Origin of the sequence: Streptomyces sp. NBC_01016 (assembly GCF_026341035.1) — a bacterium.
Classification (GTDB): Bacteria; Actinomycetota; Actinomycetes; order Streptomycetales; family Streptomycetaceae; genus Streptomyces.
The window spans coordinates 4196406-4211607 of sequence record NZ_JAPEOQ010000001.1; the positions used below are offsets into that span (position 1 = coordinate 4196406).

General features: G+C 70.1%; 11 protein-coding genes. 8 read left to right on the forward strand and 3 right to left on the reverse strand.

All coding sequences use genetic code 11. The features are described 5' to 3' along the window. The first annotated feature begins 28 nt into the window (after nucleotides 1-28). Nucleotides 29-2065 carry a glycosyltransferase family 2 protein gene (locus tag OG746_RS18780; protein WP_266715938.1) on the forward strand — a complete coding sequence of 679 codons (2037 nt, stop codon included), beginning with the start codon at nucleotides 29-31 and terminating at the stop codon, nucleotides 2063-2065. A 47-nt stretch (nucleotides 2066-2112) separates the two neighbouring features. Here OG746_RS18780 and OG746_RS18785 read toward each other — a convergent pair whose 3' ends face one another. Further along, on the reverse strand, nucleotides 2113-4377 hold the full coding sequence (locus OG746_RS18785; protein WP_266715939.1) for a penicillin acylase family protein: 2265 nt from the start codon (nucleotides 4375-4377) through the stop codon (nucleotides 2113-2115). Between the two features lie 219 nt (nucleotides 4378-4596). On the opposite strand from OG746_RS18785, the gene OG746_RS18790 reads away from it, so the two are divergent. The 3 genes from OG746_RS18790 (at nucleotide 4597) to OG746_RS18800 (ending at nucleotide 6177) form a co-directional block, all read left to right on the forward strand. Continuing rightward, a complete protein-coding gene (locus OG746_RS18790; protein WP_266715940.1) occupies nucleotides 4597-4932 on the forward strand; it encodes an STAS domain-containing protein in 336 nt (111 codons plus the stop codon). A gap of 100 nt (nucleotides 4933-5032) precedes the next feature. Then, nucleotides 5033-5725, forward strand: coding sequence for a hypothetical protein (locus OG746_RS18795; RefSeq protein WP_266715941.1), 693 nt, complete (start codon nucleotides 5033-5035; stop codon nucleotides 5723-5725). Next, nucleotides 5722-6177 carry an RDD family protein gene (locus OG746_RS18800; RefSeq protein WP_266715942.1) on the forward strand — a complete coding sequence of 152 codons (456 nt, stop codon included), beginning with the start codon at nucleotides 5722-5724 and terminating at the stop codon, nucleotides 6175-6177. The genes OG746_RS18795 and OG746_RS18800 overlap by 4 nt, the downstream gene beginning before the upstream one ends. On the opposite strand, the gene OG746_RS18805 is transcribed toward OG746_RS18800, so the two are convergent. Beyond that, nucleotides 6168-7625: an MFS transporter gene (locus OG746_RS18805; protein ID WP_524540429.1), complete on the reverse strand. Its 1458-nt coding sequence runs from the start codon at nucleotides 7623-7625 to the stop codon at nucleotides 6168-6170. The two genes, OG746_RS18800 and OG746_RS18805, sit on opposite strands and share 10 nt — an antisense overlap. Before the next feature lie 160 nt (nucleotides 7626-7785). Here OG746_RS18805 and OG746_RS18810 point away from each other — a divergent pair, with 160 nt between their 5' ends. From OG746_RS18810 to sulP, 4 genes are read left to right on the forward strand one after another with little or no spacing between them, the layout of a single operon-like run. Next, entirely contained in the window at nucleotides 7786-8205 is a 420-nt protein-coding gene (locus tag OG746_RS18810; protein ID WP_266715944.1) for a DUF7144 family membrane protein, read from the forward strand. Between the two features lie 46 nt (nucleotides 8206-8251). Beyond that, nucleotides 8252-9223, forward strand: coding sequence for a polyphosphate kinase 2 family protein (locus OG746_RS18815; RefSeq protein WP_266715945.1), 972 nt, complete (start codon nucleotides 8252-8254; stop codon nucleotides 9221-9223). Nucleotides 9224-9261: 38 nt separating this feature from the next. After that, a complete protein-coding gene (locus OG746_RS18820; RefSeq protein WP_266719065.1) occupies nucleotides 9262-11922 on the forward strand; it encodes a cation-translocating P-type ATPase in 2661 nt (886 codons plus the stop codon). A 25-nt stretch (nucleotides 11923-11947) separates the two neighbouring features. Next, the gene (gene sulP, locus OG746_RS18825; RefSeq protein ID WP_266719067.1) at nucleotides 11948-13657 is read left to right on the forward strand and encodes a SulP family inorganic anion transporter; all 1710 of its coding nucleotides are present in this window, start codon (nucleotides 11948-11950) and stop codon (nucleotides 13655-13657) included. Between the two features lie 68 nt (nucleotides 13658-13725). On the opposite strand, the gene OG746_RS18830 is transcribed toward sulP, so the two are convergent. Continuing rightward, entirely contained in the window at nucleotides 13726-15201 is a 1476-nt protein-coding gene (locus OG746_RS18830) for an alpha-amylase family protein (protein ID WP_266715946.1), read from the reverse strand. Between the last annotated feature and the right edge of the window lies 1 nt (nucleotide 15202).

A 15202-nucleotide genomic window follows, 5' to 3' on the forward strand; every position in this document is an offset into this window, starting at 1 on the left:
CCGGCCCACTTAATGGATAGGCGCCATCGTGACCGATCCCCAAGCCTCCGCCGGCGAGCCCACGCCCCCGGCCGTCTCGGTCGTCGTGGCCGTGTACAACGCGATGCCGTATCTGACCGAGTGTCTCGACTCCCTCGTCGGGCAGACACTCGGAATCGAGCAGATGGAGATCGTCGCCGTCGAGGACAAGTCCACCGACGCGAGCCTCCAGGAGCTGCGGCGCTTCGCCGACCGCCACCCTCAAGTCCGTGTCGTGGCCCGCGAGCGGAACTCCGGTGGGCCCAGCGTTCCCCGCAACCAGGGCATCGACCAGGCCCGCGGCCGTTACGTGTTTCTCATGGACGCCGATGACTACCTGGGTGACGAGGCGCTTGCTCGCATGGTGGCCATGGCCGACGAGCAGGACAGTGACGTGGTGGTCGGGAAGATGGCCGGTGTCGGCGGTCGCCGTATGGCGGAAGCGGCCTTCCGGCACGCTCCGCGCGCTGACCTGTACACCAGTCAGGTGTACCGCTCGCTGGGTCCGACGAAGCTCTATCGGCGCTCCCTCCTGGACGACAACCACATCCGGTTCGACACGGACCTGTGGCTGGGCGAGGACCAGGTCTTCGTGACCGATGCGTTGCTGTCGGCCCGGACGATCTCCGTCGTCGGCGACTACACGTGCTACTACGCGCGCGCCCGTGACGACGGCCAGAACCTGAGCAAGCGCCCCAAGTCCGCTCAGGAGCGGGTCGTCATGTTCGAGCGGCTGCTGAGCATGGTGGACGAGCGGGTGAGCGATCCGCGTGGGCGGCGCACGCTCCTCGGCCGGCACTTCAGGAACATCCTGGGGAAGACTCTGCTGCCGGTGATCGGCTTCTCCCGCTTCGACCCCGGCACCGGACCCCGTTACGACGAGGCGTACACCGCCGAGATCCTCGCCTCCACGCTGGATCTCTTCGACCGCTATTGGAGCGATGACTTCGCCTCCGAAATCGGCCCCTACGAGCGACTCATGGTGCACTGCCTGACCAGCGGCAAGCTCGACGAGCTGCTGTACCTCGGCTGGTTCCACCGCCATCGAGCGGACGTCGACCTGCTCATCGAGGGCGGCCGCGCGTACCGGACGTGGCCGTTCTTCCGGTTCCACGACGCCCCCGAGGAGCGCATCCCGGACGACGTCTACGACGTCACCGACACCATCCCGGCCCGTGCCACTGTTGCCACCCTCACTGAGGAGGACGGCACCCTCAGCCTCACCGGGAATGCCGTGCTGCGGCTGCCCGGCCACGAGGGAGCGCCCGACGTCGAGGTCCAGCTGCGCCACCGCGTGGACGGTACCTCTCGTGCTCTGTCCACGAACACCGACACCGACACTGAAGGGCCGGACGCTTCGTGGAGCGCACAGCTGGCACTGTCCGAACCGGGCGACGGTGTGTGGGCGCTGTGGGCCCGGTTGCGCGGGGGCGGTCTCGTCCGCGACGTCCCGCTGACCGCACCCGCGGATGCCGCCTGGCCCATGTCGGCCCACCGGCACACTCCGCACGGCGGGCGGTACTGGCGCGCTCTGCGGACAAGAGGCGGCCTCGGAGTCCTCGACATCGGCGGGGAGACCGCGCCTCTCGACGCCGTGCTCATGGTGCAACAGCAGCAGGGAGACGACGAGTTGTTCACCTTTGTCGTCTCCGCGGCCGGCGGTGTCCGTGTCGACGGTGCCCGCGCCTCGCTCTCTCTGCTGGGCCGCATCCATGGGGCGGAGTTGACCGTGCCTGCCCGTCGGACCGGCGAGGACGGCGAACACGCCACGTTCGACGCTGTGGTCGCCCCGCGCCGCCTGACGGACGACTCCGTCGAGGCCCCCGACATCTGGGATCTCCGGGTCGTCTTCGAGGCGGACGGCCTGACGTCGCGCGTCCTCCGTCTGCACGCCGCACGCGGAGACTCCCAGGTGCCCGAGCGTGGCAGGACGTGGTCAGGACCCGACCCGGCGAACGGCGCCACGCGCTACGTGACGCCGTACCTGACGGCCAGGGGATACGCGGCCATTGACGGCGTCGGGAAGTACTTCGGTCCGGGGAAGTAGTCGACCAAGGGGAGAGCTCAACTGCTGCGCTCCCCGCGTGCGTCGTATCACTCGCCCGGTCGGTACCTCCGCTCCACATGCCCCTCCAACTCCTCCGGATAGAAGTACACCGGCCGCAGGTCCCCGCTCGCGTACCGCTTCACCTGGTCGCCGAAGTGGGGGGAGTCCGGGTGGCCGCTCGCGCCGCCCGCTGTCACTGCCCAGGCCCGGAGACGTGGGCCGAATTCGACGACTGCCACGAAGCTGTTGCCGCTCGTGCCGTAGTAGCGCTTCGTGCCGGGGTAGCGCTTCGCGCCGAAGGAGGCGAGGGAGCCCCATTGGGCGGAGGCGAAGGGGACCGGGTAGCTGGGCTTGGTGTCGTCGAAGGTCTGGGTGATCGCGCCGTCGTTGCGCTGGTAGCGGTTGATCTCGGACCACGGGACCTGCCAGCTGCCGAAGTCCTGTGTGAGGCGGTCGACGGCCGATTCGAGGGCCGTGAGGCGTTGGGTGTCCGTGGCGCGGTCCGCCATGTAGTCCCAGACCGAGAGGCCCGCGTCCGCTGCCGCCTTGGATACCAGGGCCCAGAGCGCCTCGCCCCAGAACACCGCGAGTGATGTCGCCTTCGACGCGGCCGACCAGCGGTGGTCCCAGTCGCGCAACAGGGCGGTCGGAGCTGCGAGTTTGCGCTTTTGGGTGCTGCTCGTAGGGAGGTGGTCCCAGGCCTTCGTCAGGGCCGGGAGGAGGCGGGCGAATGCCGTCAGGTATGGGTCGAAGGCGCCCTCGATGAGGGAATGGGGGGTGAAGTTGCGGCTGGAGGTGAGGACGCGGATCGCGTGCGGGCCGCGGGGGTTCTCGCCCGCCTTGTCGAAGTATCGGGGGTAGTCCGACGCGTGCGGGCTGTCCGTGCCGGCCGCCGTCCAGGGCCAGTTGTTGCTGTTGAACGCCCAGCCGCTCTTCGGGTTCACCGCCTGCGGCATGCTGTCCAGGGTGTGCAGGCCGTGCCAGTCGGTGGCCGGGTCGCTGCCGTCGACCGGCTTCATGTAGTCGAAGCGGTCATTGCGGACCGGCATGAACTGCGGCATCAGGAAGGCGATGTCGCCCTTCGAGTCCGCGAAGAGCGTGTTGTTGGAGCTGTTGGCCTTCAGCTCCGCCACCTTCATGTACTCGGTGTAGTTGCGGGTTGTTGTGCGCAAGTAGCTTTGCTTCAGGGCTTCCAGTGGCTTGTTCATGAGCGCGCATGCGATCCATTTGCCGTCCGCCTCGCGGACGATCGGGCCGTGGTGGGTCGCGTACGTCGTGAAGGTGTGGCGCTCCGTGTCGCCGTTCTCCGTGCGGGAGGTGAGGGTGATGTCCTTTGTTGTTACGGGGCGGTGGTCCTTGCCGTAGCGGTAGGTGTACGTGCCGTCCGACGTGCGGTCGACCGTCTCCGCGAACTCGTCGATGTTGTCGACGCCGCTCGACGTGTGCATCCAGCCGGTGTTCTCGTTGAAGCCCTGGTAGATGAAGAACTGGCCCCAGGTCGCGGCGCCGTAGACGTCGAGACCCTCCTCGCTCGTCACGTGCTGTTCCGCGCGGAAGAAGAAGCTGGTGTGCGGGTTGATCAGGAGGAGGGCGTTGCCGTCACGGGTGTTGCCCGGGGCGATCGACATGCCGTTGGAGCCGGACGGTTCGCGGAACTTCAGGCCGCGTTCCTCGTCCGTCCAGGGGATCTCGCGCTGTGCGTAGAACGCCTCCAGCTGGCTCAGCGCCACCGATTCGATGTCGCCTCCGATGCTGCCCTCGGAGAAGCTCAGCGGCATCCACGGCTCGAAGTGGGTGAGTACCCGGGGGCGTACGTCGGGGTGGGTCGCCAAGTAGTAGTTGAGGCCGTCGGCCCAGCCGCGCATCAGGGCGCGAAGCCACGACGGGCACTTCGCGTACTCCTTCTTCAGCTCCTCCGGGTCGATGAACAGGCGTTGGCGCAGGTCCTGCCAGAGCGCGCTCTCGCCCTCGGACTCGGCGAGGCGGCCGAGGCTGACGAGGTAGTTGCGCTCGATGCGGTTGAAGTCGTCCTCGGCCTGCGTGTACATCATCCCGAACACCGCGTCGGCGTCCGTCTTGCCCACCACGTGCGGGATGCCCCAGTCGTCGCGGGTGATCGTCACCCGGGCCGCTTGTCTTTTCCAGCGGGCGAGGTCGGAGGGGGCGGACCGGTCCGGGGCGGCGGACGCGATGCCGGTGGGCAACGTTGTCGCGGCGACGGCCAGCGTGGCCGCGCCGCCGATCACTCGGCGGCGGCTGGGGCCGGTGTGCTGTGCCTGCTGGTCCTGCTGTGCCTGATCTGCGTGACTCATGCGGTGTTCCACCTTCGTCAAGGCCGTGCGGGGCGTGGAAACGTGTCCACGGTGCGACGGGGTCGAGACTAAGAACCTCCCGGGCGATGATCAACAGTGCGGACGGGACTCGTCGTTGTCGATCCCGTCGAACCCGCTCACCCTCGCGGAGCGATGCCGCCGCCGTCCGGCGTGACGATGCTGTTCTCCCAAGTCCGGCGCACTCGGGGGGACTTATTCATGGCATGGAACGTTCCGCTCGTGACTCGCAGGCCGAAGGCCGTGTTGCCCCGTTCCGACGTCCCACCCGTGGTGGTGCGGCGCGTCGCGGGCTGTCTGGTGATCGAGGTGTTCGAGGCGATCGGACCCGCCGCAGAGGCCCGTATCGGGCAGGTGCTGCACGCGGCCATCCGACCGGGTGTGGCGGGCGTCGTGGTCGACCTGCGGCACGCGCGCGAACTGGGGGTCAGCGGGCTCAGCGTGTTGCGGCTCGCCCGGCTGCTGGCCGCGCAGCGTGGCGTGGCGTTCGGCTTCGCGGGGGACCTTCGTCCGGTGCCTGAACTGCCCCCGGGGTGAGGCCTGTTGCCGTACGTCCACGGGGTGCGGGGTCGCGGATCCGTGTCACTCACCCGTCGCGGAGGATGCCGGGCGCGCCGCCGGCTGCTTCGGTCGCGGCATGGTCGAGGTGAGTGCGGACGGCGCGGTGGCGGTGGCAGGTCGGATGGCACGGGGGGTGCTCGGTGTGATCGGAGTGGTGGGAAAGGTGCCGCGGGTCGTGATCCGGCGGTCGGTCGGGGTGGTGCTCGACTGCCTCGACCTGGACGAGCTGGTCGACCGCGTGGACGTGAACCGGATCGCCGAACGGCTCGACATCGCAGCGGTCGTCGGCCGGGTGGACGTCAATGCGGTCGCCGCTCGGGTGGACGTGGCAGCGGTCGCCGCCCGCGTCGATGTCAACGCCGTCGCGGACCGCGTCGATGTGGACCGGGTGGCCCGCCGCGTCGATGTGGACGGTGTGGCCGACCGCGTCGATGTGGACCGGGTCGCCGCGCGGGTGGACGTGGACCGGATCGCGGCGCGCGTGGATGTCGACCGCATCGTCGCTCGCGTGGACGTCGACCACATCGCCGCCAGACTCGACGTCGACGCCGTGCTCGCCCGGTTCGACCTGGTGGGGATCACCCGTGGTGTGCTGCGGGAGATCGATCTCGGGCGGATCGTGCGGGACACCGGGGGAGGGCTCACCGTCGAGGCGGCCGAGGCGGTGCGCCTGCTCGGGCAGCGCGGGGACCGGAGCGTCAACCGGTTCGCCGACAGGATGCTGCGGCGATCCGGTCCTTCGGATCCTTCGGATGAGCGCTCTCCGTGACCGCGGCCGACAGCAGGCCCGCTCTCCGCTCCCGGCCCGCCGGAATCGTCTCGCGTGGCCTCGCCGCCCTGGTCGACGTGCTCGTGCTCGCCGTGATCGGTCTGATCGTCCAAGTCGGCGCGGGGTGTGCGCGGTTGATGGTCGTCGGGCCGCCGTTCCAGGTGCCGGACGTGCCCAACTGGGTGGCCGGGCCGATCGGTTGGACCCTGGCCGTCTGCTATCTCGGCGGCTCGTGGGCGATCGTCGGGGCCACCCCCGGGGACCGGCTGCTGGGCGTGTGCGTGACGGACCGGGCGGGGCGGCGGCTGCGGACGGTGCGGGCCCTCGTGCGGGCCGCGGTGTCGGTGACCTTTCCCCTGGGGCTGCTCTGGATACCGTTCAGCAAGCATCGCGCGGCGGTGCAGGACCTCGTGGTGCGCAGCGTCGTGACGTACGACCGCGATTACGGGTGAGGGGCCGGTGCCGGCGGCGCCGCCGGCACCGGCGGTGTCCGTGGCAGCCGTGCCGCCGCCCCGAGACCGCCGAGACCGATCACCGCGAGCACTACGAGCGAGACGGCGTAGGGCCCGGCGGACGGGTCGGCGACGAGGATCGTGCCGGCGAGCGCCGTGCCCACGGAGGAGCCGAGGTTGGACACGCTGCGCGACAGCCCGGAGATCTCGCCCTGCATGTCCTCGGGGAAGCTGGACTGCACCACGTTGACCGACGGCGTGAGCATGAGGCCGACGCCCAGGCCGATCAGGAGCAGTCCCGGCGTGGAGGCCCAGGCCTTCGACGAGACGTCCGCCACGGCCAGGAGCACGCCGATGCCGCACACCGTGACGATGAAACCGGCCATGATGAGGGTGCGTTGTTCGCGGCGCTTGGCGAACCGCTCCGCGCCGAGCGAGCTGATGAGCAGGCCCACGGTCGACGCGGTGAAGATGATGCCGGTGTCGATGGCGTTGTAGCCGCGGACGACCTGGAGATACGCGGCGACCACGAACGACACGCCCATGAGCATCAGCCACTGGGTGTGCTGGGTGATCAGACCGAGGTTCGACGTCCGGTTGCGGAACAGCGAGGTCGGCAGGAGCGGTTGGGCTCCGGTCCGCTCCCTCCTTTTCACCCAGCGGAAGAACGCCACCAGGACCAGCGTGCCGACCAGGAGCAGCCCGCCCATGAGCCAGAGGTTGTCGTCCGCCGCGAGGATCCCGCAGACCACGAGGACGAGTCCGGTCGCCGACAGGATCGCGCCCACGGTGTCGAAGTCGAGGGAGGGGTCGGCCGGGAGCGGGTCCTCGAGCTTGCGGCTCAGCACGATGATGACCGCCACCACCACCGCCTGGAACACGAACGCCGCCCGCCAGCTGATCGCCGACGTGATCAGGCCGCCGAGGAGCGGTCCCGTGGCGGCGCCGATGCCGGCGAAGGCCATGATCGTGCCGAACGCCTTGGCGCGGCTCGTCACTTCGGTGAAGAGGAGGGTGGTGAGGATGTAGACCGGGGGGATCAGCAGGGCGGTGCCGATGCCCTCCAGGATCGAGTTGCCCAGGATCAGCACGCCGAGGCCCGGCGCCGCCGCGCTGATCAGCGCCCCGACCCCGTAGATCGAGAGCCCGATGACGAGGCAGCGCTTGCGGCCGTAGCGGTCGGCGAGGATCCCGCCGGGGATCATCAGCGCCGCCATGACCAGCAGGAAGATGGTGATCGCGGTCTGTACGCCCTGCACGGTGGTGTCCAGGTCCTTGCTGATGTCCTTGATCATCACGTTCATGTTCGACCCTGCGAAGCTGCAGATGAACTGGGCCAGCGCGAGCGGCGCGAGAATGCGGCGCTGCCGACTTCGGTCAGGGCCGGGTCCGGCTTCTGGGAGGGGCCCTTGGCCGTCGGCCGCCCCGGGAGTGCTTGCCACGCTCATCGCCTCGCTTCAGCTTGCGGGCCGGATCCCCGACAGCCTCCGCGCGGCGCACTGTCGGGTCGTCACCCCCGGAGGGTGACGACCGCGGCTCCTCCGGGCCATGACACTCGGCGGCACAGCGGTGCAATCGGCACCCTCCTCAACCCTTGGGGGTCCTGTGATGGCCACCTCGACCACTTCGCAGCACGGCATGGGCGGCGCGCGGGAAGCGGCCGCCGGCGGGCTGACCATCTTCGCCGCGGTGATGCTCTTCATCGTGGGGACCATGGGCTTCTTCCGCGGCCTGATGGCGATTCTGAAAGACAACGTGTTCCTCAGCACGCCCGACTACACCTTCCAGTTCGACCTCACGACCTGGGGCTGGATCCATCTGCTCCTCGGCATCGTCGCCGTGCTCGTCAGCTTCGGCCTCTTCGTCGCCATGAAATGGGCCAGGGTGCTCGGCGTGGCCCTCGCTGTCCTGATCATGATCGGCAACTTCCTCTCCATCCCGTACTACCCGTTCTGGTCCCTGACGCTGATCGCGATGAACGCGCTCGTCATCTGGGGCCTGTGCGTGGTGAAGCGGGACACGTTGTAGTGACAGGACCGGCTCGACCCGCGGTGGACACGGAGCGAGGTGGCTCATGAAGGACGGACGGGCGCGCACGAAGGACAAGCGGGCCGAGCGGATCGCCGAGTTCATCGCACCCCTGCGGGTCGAGCCCGGAACGAAGGTGCGCCTGTCCAAGGACTTCGATCCCGCCCACACGTCGGGCCTGAAGAACAAGCGGCAGGGCAAGGAGCTGCTCGCCGAGGGCGTCGCCCTGCTCGCCGACCACCAGCGCAGGCTGGCAGCCGAGGGCACGCACGGCGTCCTGCTGTGTCTGCAGGCGATCGACGCCGGCGGCAAGGACGGCACGATCCGTCACGTCATGAGCGGCGTGAACCCGCAGGGCGTGCGCGTGGCGGGGTTCAAGGTGCCCTCGCAGGACGAGCTGAGCCACGACTATCTCTGGCGCTACTCCCGCGGCCTGCCGCGCCGCGGGGAGATCGGCATCTTCAACCGCTCGCACTACGAGGAGGTCCTGGTGGTGCGGGTGCACCCCGAACTCCTGGACCGCCAGCGGCTTCCGGGACGCAAGCAGAGCGGCAAGGCGCTGTGGCGCCGGCGCTACCGCGAGATCAACCAGTGGGAGCGGTATCTGACGGACAACGGATTCAGGCTCGTCAAGCTGTTCCTGAACCTGTCCAAGGAGGAGCAGCGGGTCCGCTTCCTCAAACGCATCGACGTACCGGAGCGGAACTGGAAGTTCTCGGCGGCGGACGCGCGTGAACGCGCCCGCTGGGACGACTACCAGGAGGCGTTCGAGGACATGCTGTCCGCCACGAGCACAAGCTGGGCGCCGTGGTACGTCGTGCCCGCCGACCACAAGTGGTACGCACGGATCTGCGCGGCGGGTGTGCTCGCGGACACCCTGATGGACATCGATCCGCGGTATCCCGTGATCGATGACAAGACCCGTCAGGAACTGGAGCTGGAGAAGCGGCAGTTGGAGAAGGAGGCGCCGTCCGGATCCGCGGCCGACCCGTACGCTGCCCGGAGGCGGGCGCGGTGACCGCGGCGGCGACCGGGCCCGGCGCCCCGCCGGCGCGCCTGTGGCACGCCGAGCCCGCCGACTCGGTGGCCCGCGAACTCGGTGTCGACCCGGCCGAGGGACTCGACACCGCGCGGGCGGCGGCGCGGCGCGAAAAGTACGGGCCCAACGCCCTGCCCGAGGAGAAGCCGACACCGGCGCTGCGCCGGCTCCTGGGCCAGTTCACCTCGTACATGCAGATCATCCTCGTCGTGTCCGCGGCCGTGTCCCTCGCCATCCAGGAGTGGGGCACGGCGGTGGTGCTGCTCGCCCTGTCCGTCCTGAACGCGGTCATCGGCCTGCGCCAGGAGGGCAAGGCGGACAGCGCCATGAACGCCCTGAAGGCGATGACGAAGGCCACCGCACGGGTGCGCAGGGACGGCAGGGAGGCCCAGATCCCCGCGGAGGACGTCGTCGTCGGGGACGTGGTGCTGCTCGCCGCCGGGGACGAGGTGCCGGCGGACGGCCGGATCGTCTCTGCGACCGCGCTGCAGATCGACGAGTCGGCGCTCACCGGCGAGAGCGTGCCCGCGGCCAAGGACGCGAACCCGGTGTTCGGTGAGGAGCTCGGCCCGGCCGACCAGAGCGACATGGCGTTCATGACCACTCCGGTGACGCACGGCAGCGGTGTGCTGCTCGTGACCGCCACCGGGTCCGCCACCGAACTGGGCCGTATCTCGGGGATGTTGACGGCGACGCCGCGCGAACTGTCCCCACTGTCAAAGGAGTTGAACCGGCTCACTCTGTGGATCGTGGGGGCGGCCGCGCTCACCATGGTCGTGATGTTCGCGCTCGGGCGCGGACGCGGCGAGCCCTGGGACGCGTTGTTCGTCAGCGCGGTGTCCCTGGCCATCGCCGCGGTGCCCGAGGCGCTGCCGACAGTGACGCAGACCATCCTCTCGATGGGCGGGCTCGACCTGGCGAAGCGCAACGCGATCGTCAAGGACCTGCCGTCCGTGGAGACACTGGGCTTCACGTCGGCCGTGAACTCCGACAAGACCGGCACCCTGACGATGAATCAGATGACCGTCGTCGAGGTCGTCGACGCCTTCGACCGGTACACGGTCTCGGGCACCGGCTACGGCCTGGAGGGCAGGATCCACCACGCGGCGGGCAGCTCGCCCGGCATCGAGGACGCGATCCTTCCGTACCTCGTCGCCAGCGACACCTCGCTCGTCGACGGCGAAGTGGTGGGCGACCCCACCGAGGGCGCACTGCTCGTACTCGGGCACAAGGCGGGCCTCGACGTGACGGCCACGCGCGAGCGGCTGCCCCGCCTCGCCACCCTGCCGTTCGACCCGGCGTACAAACTGATGGCCACCTTCCACGCGGCGCACGACGGGCTGGGGCGGCCCGTCGTGCGCTGCTTCATCAAGGGCGCCGCGCCCGCCGTGCTCGCGCTCACCACCACGGCCCTGTCGGACGGCGCGGGCATCCCCTTCGACGCGGAACTGCGCGGCCGGGCCGACACCGAGGTCGAGCGGATGGAGCGGGCGGGCCGCCGGGTCATGGCCGCCGCGACGCGCGACCTGGACCCGGGGACGTTCAAGCCGGACGGTGAACTCCTGGACGTCATACGGGAGTTGCGGATCACGAGCCTCGTCGGCATGGTCGACCCGGCGCGCCCCGAGTCGAAGGCGGCCGTCGCCGCGGCCCAGGCCGCCCATATCCGCGTACGCATGGTGACAGGCGACGACGTGATCACCGGCGCGGCGATCGCCGAGCAGATCGGGATCGGCGGAGAGGCGATCCTCGGCGCCGAGTTCGCGGCGCTGCCCGAGAGCGAGCGGCTCGAACGGATCGAGCGGATCGGCGTCGTCGGCAGGGTCGCGCCCGAGCACAAGGTGCTGCTCGCCGAGACGTTGAAGAAGAAGGGCGACGTGGTCGCCATGACCGGCGACGGCGTCAACGACGCGCCCGCCATCAAGGCCGCCGACATCGGCGTGGCCATGGGATCGGGCACGGAGGTGGCCAAGAACGCCGGGCGGATGATTCTGTCCGACGACAACTTCGCCACGATCATTCACGCGGTGGAACAGGGCCGCAAGATCTACGACAACCTCACCAAGTACATCCGCTTCGTGCTGATCCTGCTGGTCGTGTTCGTCCTGACGTTCCTCGGCGCCTCGCTCTTCGACATCGCGGACGCCGAGCCGTTCAACCCCGCGCAGGTGCTGTGGATCCACTTCGTCGTCAACGCGGCCTTCGGCTTCTCCCTCGGCTTCGACCGGGTCGGCGCGGGGCTCATGACACGGCGCCCGCGGCCGCGCGGCGAACCGGTGATGACTCCGGCGCTGATGCTCACGGTGGGGCTCGTGGGCGCCGGCATCGCCGTCGCGCTGCTGAGCCTGATCAAGCTCGGCGAGGCCCGCTACGACAGCGTCCGCATCGGCAACTCCATCGCGTTCGCGGCGTTCGCGCTGTGCCTGATCGTGGCCGCGGTCGAGTGCCGCAGCCAGACCGGGACCGTGCTCACCGTCGACACCTTCGACAGCAAGCAGCTCAACTGGACGATCCTGGGCGAGTTCGTGCTCGCCGTGCTCGTCACACAGACCGATGTCTTCAACCGGCTGCTCGGCACCGTCCCCCTGCACATCGGCCAGTTCGGCTGGGCGCTGCTGCCCGCCCTCGCGCTCCTCGCGCTGTGGGAGCTGGGCAAGCTGATCGTCCGGCGGAGGTGACCCAGCGGTGCCCAAGTCCCTGCCGATGCCGCCCGGTGTGCAGACGCTGCGCACCTACCGGCGCTCCTGGCTGGTCAAGGATCTCGTCGCCGGCGTCGTCCTGACCACGCTGCTCGTGCCGCAGGGCATGGCGTACGCCGAGCTCGCCGGGCTTCCGGCGATCACCGGGCTCTATACGTCGGTGATGTGTCTGCTCGCGTACGCCGTCGCGGGGCCGTCCCGGATCCTCGTCCTCGGCCCCGACTCCTCGCTCGGGCCGATGATCGCGGCGACGATCCTGCCGCTGGTCGCCTCGGGCGGCGACAGCGATCGGGCGATCGCCCTCGCCTCGGTGCTCGCCCTGATGGTCGGGGCGATCACGATGCTGGCGGGCGTGGGGCGCCTGGGCTTCATCGCCGACCTCATCTCCAAGCCCACGATGATCGGCTACATGAACGGGCTCGCCCTGACCATCCTCGTCGGCCAGCTGCCGAAGCTGTTCGGGTTCTCCGTGGACGCGGACGGTCTGATCGGTGAAGTCGACGCGCTGGTACGGGGGTTGGCGGACGGGGCGGCGGTGCCGGCGGCGGTGGGCGTGGGCGTCGGCTGCATCGCGCTCGTCCTGCTGCTGCAGCGGCTGCTGCCGAAGGTGCCCGCCGTCCTCGTGATGGTGGTGCTCGCCATCGGCGCGACCGTCGTGTTCGATCTCGGGGAGCACGGGGTGAAGCTCGTCGGCCGGCTGCCGAAGGGGCTGCCGCCGTTCACCGTCCCCGACATCCGCTGGGACGACCTCGGCCCGCTGTTCGTGGGCGCCCTCGGCATCGCCCTGGTCTCCCTCGCCGACACCATCTCCAACGCCACCGCGTTCGCGAACCGCAGCGGCCAGGAGGTCCGCGGCAACAACGAGATGATCGCCATCGGCGCGGCGAACGCGGCCGCGGGTCTCTTCCAGGGCTTCCCCGTGAGCACCAGCGGATCGCGGACCGCGGTGGCCGAACGGGCGGGCGCCAAGACGCAGTTGACGGGACTCGTGGGCGTGGCGCTGATCCTGCTCATGCTCGTCCTGCTGCCCGGCCTGTTCCGCAACCTGCCGCAGCCCGCGCTCGCCGCCGTCGTCATCACGGCCTCGCTCTCGCTGGCCGACCTGTCGGGTGCGGGGCGGCTGTGGCGGCAGCGCAAGGCCGAGTTCTGGCTGTGCATGGCCGCGTTCCTCGGCGTCGCGCTGCTCGGTGTGCTGCCGGGGATCGCGGTCGCGGTCGGCCTGTCGATCCTGAACGTCTTCCGGCGCGCGTGGTGGCCGTACAGTGCGGTGCTCGGGCGGGTGGCGGGGCTCGAGGGCTACCACGACGTGAGTTCACATTCCGGTGCGCAGCGGCTGCCGGGGCTCGTGCTGCTGCGTTTCGACGCGCCGCTGTTCTTCGCCAACGCGAAGTCGTTCCGCGACGAGGTGCGGGGGGCGGTGCGGGAGGCGGTCGAGCCGCGGTGTGTGGTGGTTGCCGCGGAGCCGGTGACCGATGTGGACACGACCGCGGCGGATGTCCTGGAGGAGCTCCACGAGGCGCTGCGCGAGCGGGGGGTGGAGTTGGTGTTCGCCGAGCTGAAGGATCCGGTGCGGCGGAAGATCGAGCGGTACGGGTTGGCCCGGACGTTCGGGCCGGAGGCGTTCTACCCCACCGTGGAGAGTGCGGTGGAGGCGTTTCGGGAGAGGGCCGGGGTGGAGTGGTCGGCCACGCCGGCGAGCCCCCGCGGCGATTGAGTCGCGGGGGCCGGGGGCGCGGTTGCGGGGCTCTGCCCCGGGCCCCGCGCCTCAATCGCCGGCGGGGCTTAAGTGGCTGCCGCCAGCAGGTGCGTTCCCCACGCCGGCAGGTCCACGTACAGGCCCGTTTCCAGTAGCTCCGCGCCCGCGCGTTCGTAGCGGTCCGTGCCGAGGAGGCTTGTCAACTGCCAGGTCTCCGGGCCCAGTTCGGACCACGGGAGGCGGATCCGGCCCTGTGCCCGGTGGTCGGAGAGGTTGACCACCGTCAGGAAGCGGCCCGCCGGGCCCGTCCAGCACGACGCGACCAGCGCCGCGGCCGAGTCGTTGTCCGGCCAGCCCGCGCAGTCGAGGAGCCGCCAGCTCCCCGTGCGCATGCCGCTGACGTGCACGGCCGACAGCAGCCGCTCGTGGAAGGAGCGCAGCTCGTCGTCGGCCGGCTCCTCGGGGCGCTGGTCGAGGAACACCGGCAGCTGGACCCGGCGCCCGGTGAACTGGCCCTCGTGCCACAGCGTCGCGCCGGGCAGCGTGGCGATCAGCGCGGCCGCGGCCCGCTCCTTGTCCGGGGCCAGGGTGTGCGCGGCCCGCGGCTCGTCGTGGTTCTCCAGGAAGCGGACGAGCCCGCGCTGGTACGTCTCGTCGGCGTGCAGGTGGGCCCGCACGGACGCGGCGTCGTGGGCGAGGATCCGGTCGTAGAGCCGCTTGTCGTAGCAGAAGTCGAAGCCCTGCTGCTGGAGCGTCCATTCGAGGTCCCAGTACGCCTCCGCGGCGAAGATCATGTCCGGGCGCTCGCGGTGGACCGCGCCGATGACCTCGACCCAGAACTCCTCCGCGGGACGCTTCCCGGCCCGCTCGCCCCAGGTGCGTTCGAAGACGTCGTTCGTCATCAGCATCGCCATGTCGCAGCGCACGCCGTCGCAGAACCGGCCGATGTGGTCGAGGATCTCGACGGTCGAGTGCCGCAACTCCGGTGCGAATGCGTTGAGTTGGACGACGTCGGGCCACGGCGGGAAGAACGGGTCCCGGCCCCGCGCGAGCACCGCGCGTCCCGTGTCGAGGAAGCCGTCCGGGTCCCGCCGCAGGTCCTCGGCGTCGCCGCGGACGAACAGCTGCGGGTACTCGCCCACCCACGGGTTGTCGGGCGCCACATGGTTCGGCACGTAGTCGAGCAGCAACCCCACGCCCCTGCGGTCGAGTTCGGCGCGCGCCGCGGTGAGGCCGACGGCCCCGCCGAGCGCGCCGTCCACCTCGTAGCGGCGGATGCAGTACGCGGAGCCCGCGATGTCCTGCTCGCCGATGCCGGGGACGGCCGCCTGGAACGCGGCCCGCAGCGCGGGGTTCTGGAGGGCGATGGCGCGGCCCTCCGGGCTGCGTTCCCACACGCCCATCAGCCAGACGACATCGACCCCGGACGGGGTGATCTCGTCCCAGATGTCCTTGGGCACGTCCGCGAGGCCGATCTCGCGGCCGAGCCTGCGTCCCGTCTCCCGCAGCCACACACGGGTGTTGACCTCATGGATGACTGGCTGTGCCGGCAAAGCGGCCATC